The sequence below is a fragment of the uncultured Campylobacter sp. genome (assembly GCF_937949835.1).
Taxonomy (GTDB): domain Bacteria; phylum Campylobacterota; class Campylobacteria; order Campylobacterales; family Campylobacteraceae; genus Campylobacter_B.
Genome location: NZ_CALEDC010000178.1, coordinates 1 through 3084, shown reverse-complemented (window position 1 = coordinate 3084; position 3084 = coordinate 1). Strand labels below are relative to the sequence as shown.

At 39.9% G+C, this 3084-nt stretch carries 2 protein-coding genes and 1 pseudogene; 2 read left to right on the top strand and 1 reads right to left on the bottom strand.

The features are described from left to right. Positions 1-638: helix-turn-helix transcriptional regulator (locus Q0256_RS03860; RefSeq protein WP_367271939.1), on the top strand; the 638-nt coding region annotated here is incomplete at its 5' end. A gap of 22 nt (positions 639-660) precedes the next feature. Continuing rightward, complete coding sequence (locus Q0256_RS03855; RefSeq protein ID WP_297960195.1) at positions 661-1734, top strand: type I restriction endonuclease; 1074 nt, start codon at positions 661-663, stop codon at positions 1732-1734. Between the two features lie 178 nt (positions 1735-1912). Here the strand turns inward: Q0256_RS03855 and Q0256_RS03850 are convergent. Next, positions 1913-3084, bottom strand: a pseudogene (locus Q0256_RS03850) (hypothetical protein); the annotation flags it as partial.

Sequence of the window (3084 nt, the reverse complement as noted above, 5' to 3'; positions counted from 1 at the left end):
TAGCCAAAATATCTGGAGTTGGGAGATCTACTATTCAACTATACGAAAGCAAAAAAGCAAGTAAAAATCCCACTAGAGAGAATTTACAGAAAATAGCTAATGCTTTTGAAATTAGTATTTCAGATTTAGCAAATGAAAATTTTGACGTAAGTATTGACGTTAGTGATGACGTAAGTATTGGCAAAAATGACGTTAGTCCCTCAAACCTTAAAGAAACCGAGACGGATCAAATTTTTATCCGCAAGCTTAGCTCATCCGTAGGCGCCGGCGAAAGCGTCGATATAAACGGCATAGAGATCTACGATACCGATGTGTTGGTGTCTTTTTCTCGGATGCTTTTTAAGGTGTGCCCTAAAAATACGAGTAGGATTCGCTGCATGCCGGTAGAGGGCTACTCTATGGTGCCGATGCTTTATCCGGATAGCTGGGTGATCGCGGACGTTACGGCGAAATTTGAAGGCGACGGGCTATATATCATCAACTACTGCGATCAATTTATGGTGAAGCTGCTGCAAAAAAGCCCCGACGGCGCGCTAGACATCATCAGCGTAAATCAGCAATATAAGAGCTACCACATCGGAGCGAACGACCAAACGGAAGTGTATATCGTAGGCAAAGTCCTACGCTGTGTGATATAAAATCGACATAAAAGGAGAATTTATGGATCTATATGAGGATTTACAGCGCCTAAGTGCTAGAATATCGAGCATCAAAGACTCCGTGCAGACCGAAGAGGCTACGAAACACTCGTTCGTGATGCCGTTTTTTCAAATTTTAGGTTACGATATATTTGACCCTAACGTCATAGTGCCTGAATTTACCGCGGACGTAGGCATAAAAAAGGGCGAAAAGGTAGATTACGCCATAATGTATGAGGGCAAGCCGCTCATCATAGTAGAAGTTAAAAAGCATACCGAGGTTTTAAATAAGCACTCAAGCCAGCTATATCGATATTTCGGCGTTACTGACGCTAAATTTGCGCTGCTAACCAACGGCATAGAATACCGATTTTATTCCGATATTAACAAGGAAAATAGGCTTGACGATAATCCGTTTCTCATCGTAAACCTCGATGAGCTCAATAAACGCGACGTAAAGGCTCTTGAGCGCTTTACAAAAAGCGATCTAAATATCAGCTCGATACTGGAGATGGCGAATAAGCAGCGCCGCATACTTGAGATAAAAAAGATATTTGAGGAAGAAACCGCCAAGCCTAGCGATGATTTGGCTAGGATGTTTGCCTGCAGAATACTTCCGCAAGGAACACGCATAACCGGAAGTGTGCTAGAGGACTTTAAGAGCTATACAAAAACCGCTCTGAGCGAGATAGTGACCGATCTGGCCTCAAAAAAGATAAATTCTGTACGTGCGGGCTTAACGGCAAATATCACGGACGAGGATGACGAAAGTAGTAATGATGAAGCCAAGATTGTAACTACGCAAGATGAGCTGCAAGGCTTTTTTATCATCAAATCAATACTGGGCGAATATGTGGAGCTTGATAAAATTTATGCAAGGGATACTCAAAGCTATTTTGGAGTACTCTTTGACGACAATAACCGCAAATGGATAGCTAGATTGCACTTTAATACGGCGAAGAAATATATTGGCATTCACGAGATAGAAAAACAAGAGACTAGATATCCACTCGAAAAACTCGAAGATATTTATAAATTTAGAGATAAGCTTATCGCCACACTCAAAAGAGTGCAGGGCGCAGAAGATGCAGAATAGCAAAAATGCTTTTAATGCCCATTTAAACGGGTGTTAAAAGCCGTGTAAAATTTCGTAAGGTTTTTGTCAAAAAATTTAAATCAAATTTTGCCACTTTGATTTTGAATAAATTTGCTCCTAATCCCTATCCTTGGGCGACTATCTCAAATTTTTTCTCACTTTGACTTCTGAAAAAACTTTACAGTAGCACGTCTTGATCAGTCGTTTTTGATTTTTGAAGGCGCTTAATTAGCTCAACTACATCATAGGCCACATAGCTATAGTCGGTAAGTTCTTGCATACCGCTTTTACTATCAAGGACCGAGATAAGCGAACGGACTGCTAAGGCTTCATTAATTTCGGCTTTATTTGTCCTGTGAGCAGCGCAGATAACGGCCGCACCTTCGCGCCCATACGTAAGCAATTTTTCGGTTGCTTCATTTAGATCGTTGCCTGATTCATAAGGATTAACTCTAATATTTTTCCAGTACAGACCCTCGCTATTTTCTCCTAAATGCTTAGAAACTATTTCCCATACCTCTTCATTGAAAGGTAAAAACAACAGAAATTTAGCGCGTTGCTCTAAAGACCAATCTTTTTGCATAATCATATCAGCCCAATCAATGCCGATTTTATAAAATTTAATTCGCACATATCCGCTTAAAACCTGCTTTTCAACTTCATTATTTGAATCAAGAAATGTTGGCAATAGTTCATTTTCAATCAAGTCATATTCTATTTCGCCTAAAGCTCGACCTACATCAAACGGCGAAGCTACTTTTTTGGCAAAATTGATGCAGCTCATCAAACCTCCTCTGTCCAAAATTTCTTTTATGACGGAATTGCGTTTTTTAACGAGCCTTTCTATCTGCGTATCGCGGTCACCATCTCCGTCCAACAACTCAAAAACTACGCCATTAAATAAATAACGATATTTTATTTCCGGCGAAGATGGCGCAAGACTATCGGCTATGTTTTTGATTTTGCAAAGTTTTTCTTCGGGCAATGCCCAGTTAGTATTAGAAAATTTTCTATGACGACGCACAATCTCATCAAGTTTTTCCCAAACTAAATAGCGCTTTTCTTCGGGCAAATTTATTATGTTATCCGACAAGCAATAATCAAGAATAAAATCGTATGCATTTTTGGGCAAATTTGAAAGCCTTTCTATAAGCTCAATAAATTTATCCACGTCTTCTTTTGCTAAATCAATCATAAGCTCGGATAAAGCAGCAATTTGCTCCAAATATTCATTTTGAAATACACCATCCTTCCAATCTAACGGGATAAAATCTCTCCAAATAGGGCGATAGTTTCCGCTTGTGACTTGGCAACCTTGCGGAAGCAACTCTAGCAGCAGAGACCATCCGA